We start from the raw sequence: 2,179 nt of genomic DNA, 5'->3' as shown, positions 1-2,179 counted from the left end.
ATTTTATGTTTTCCTGGTAGGCATCACCATCGTGATGTCGATCCTCTTCCTGGAAAAGATACACTTTCTATCGGAACTGATTCTGGACAGCGAGATCTCGCTTATGGATTTCGTCTATCTTCTCGGCTACGTAACGCCAGCTTTTCTGGTAGTTTCCATCCCTATGGCGATACACCTTGCCACGCTGATAACTTTCTCGCAGCTTTCGGCGGACAACGAAATTACCGCGATGCGCTCCTGCGGAGTGAGCTTCATCAGAATACTCCTCCCTGTTATCATCTTTTCAACGATGATATTCTCCGCCGACTATTACCTTTCGGTGAACGTCCAGCATGAAGGAAATTACAAATTCATCAAACTTCTCCGAAAAATAATTACGGAGAGAATTTCACTCTCGCTTACCGAGAGGGTCTTTTTCGACAAGATCAAAAACACGGTAATCTATGTAAGCGAAAAACCGGTTGACGCAGACACTTTGGAAGGATTGTTCATCTTTGACAGCCACAATCCCGAAAAACCGGAATTCATAACCGCAAGCAAAGGCCGTTTCGTGACCGTAGATGACCAGGTGATCCTCCAGCTTTCAAACGGAAGCGTTTATTCCGGCGATTCCAACACTTTCAGAATGACTAAATACGTCGACTATGAAATGGTATTCAACACCGATCCGGACAAAAAGGACGGGTACGTCATACAGCCGCGGGAAATGTCGATTGAAGAGATAAGAACCAGGGTTGAAGATCGCAAAAAAAAGAACGAACCACATACGAATGACGAGGTGGAAATTTACAAACGGAGAGCGCTCCCCTTCACATGCATCGTACTCGCTCTTCTGGGGGTTCCGCTTGGAATACGCTCCCAGCGCGGGGGGAAGTGGAGCGGTATCAGCCTCGGCATAGGAGCAATAATTACGAATTACATCCTCCTGATGCTATTCGAAGGACTCGGAAGGGAAGGAAAGGTCGACCCGGCGCTCTCGATGTGGATCCCGAATATCATTGTCGGAGCCTTTACCATATATCTCATCTCGGTAACATCCAGGGAAGTCGCCCCATTCCGGTTTTTCGGATGGTTTGAACAACTGCGTATCGCGTTTATCAGATTTTCAAGAAAGAAAGATATTGCGAGCGAGGAAAACGGAAAAAAATGAACTCGATCAATGAAGAACTGTTCTGGATAATAAACCGGCCGCTCGGTACTGCAGTGGATAACATAATGATAGCGTTTACATTCTCCGGATATACCCTTTCAGCGCTTGCTATCGCGCTTTCAGCAATGTGGCTCTACGGGGGACTTGCGAAGGAAAATTTAAAATTTCTTGTTATCGCAATGATAATCGGAGGTGTGGGGGTGATAGCTGTCAAACAGGTCTATGTGAAAGACAGACCTCTTGGACATTTTGGAGAAATATCGAAGGAACTTCAGGCAAAGGTTCATGCCCCGTACAAAAGACCTCATCACCGGACTTTTCCGTCCGGTCATTCACAAACCGCTTTCAGCGTTGCCGCGGCGATGATACTGCTCTTCAGGAGGCACGCCATAATGTGGATATTATGGGCCTCTCTCGTCGCTATCTCCCGCGTTCAGCTCGGCATGCATTTTCCGGCAGACATACTTGCCGGTTCCATGTGGGGGGCTTTCTCCGCGTATCTGGTCTATCGATACAACTACCGGAAAGGGATACCTTCCCCCTCCTGACGAAATCGGCTACTGCCTCTCCTTGTCAAGAACGACCTTTACGCTCTTCTCTCCAACCTTGACGCTGCTCCCAGTGAAACCGTACACATCCCCCTTGCTCTTGGTGGCGACATCGCTGTCGCTATCGAGCCATGCTTCGATTTTAAGCGGGGTATCGGAGCTTGGGAATTCGGCGGCCATAAGTGCGTTGCCATCAAGTGAAAACTTCAGCGGAAATTTCGGATGTTCTTTTCTTATAACCGCTATCGGCGGTCCCGGCTTATCGAAATGCCAGGCTATGACATAGAGAAAAAAGCTGTCAAAATCCCTTTTTGCCAGCGTTGGCCCAAGCTCAAGAATCCCTTGAGCGATTATCTGGCCGGGCTCCTGCTCCTTCTGGTATCCCTGCGTCATTACCTGCTTTTGCGCCTGCACGCCTGAATGGTCGAAAGCGGGTTTCTTCCCCCCCGGAGCCATGGAAGATGCGCCGACAGTTACCGGA

3 protein-coding genes are annotated in these 2,179 nt (G+C 48.7%); 2 read left to right on the top strand and 1 reads right to left on the bottom strand.

The genetic code is table 11. The annotated features are described in order from the left end of the window. On the top strand, nt 1-1,150 hold a 1,150-nt coding region (locus OEY64_13300; GenBank protein ID MDH5543919.1), incomplete at its 5' end, for an LptF/LptG family permease. Then, nucleotides 1,147-1,698, top strand: a complete 552-nt coding sequence (locus OEY64_13295; protein MDH5543918.1) for a phosphatase PAP2 family protein — start codon at nt 1,147-1,149, stop codon at nt 1,696-1,698. The genes OEY64_13300 and OEY64_13295, both read left to right, overlap by 4 nt. A 9-nt stretch (nt 1,699-1,707) precedes the next feature. Here the strand turns inward: OEY64_13295 and OEY64_13290 are convergent. Continuing rightward, nucleotides 1,708-2,179 (bottom strand): hypothetical protein (locus OEY64_13290; protein ID MDH5543917.1); only part of this gene is annotated, 472 nt, incomplete at its 5' end.

The organism is Nitrospinota bacterium (assembly GCA_029881495.1).
In the GTDB taxonomy this organism is placed as follows: domain Bacteria; phylum Nitrospinota_A; class UBA7883; order JACRGQ01; family JACRGQ01; genus JAOUMJ01.
The sequence above is the reverse complement of the archived record's forward strand: the minus strand, read 5'-3'. Positions and strand labels throughout refer to the sequence as shown.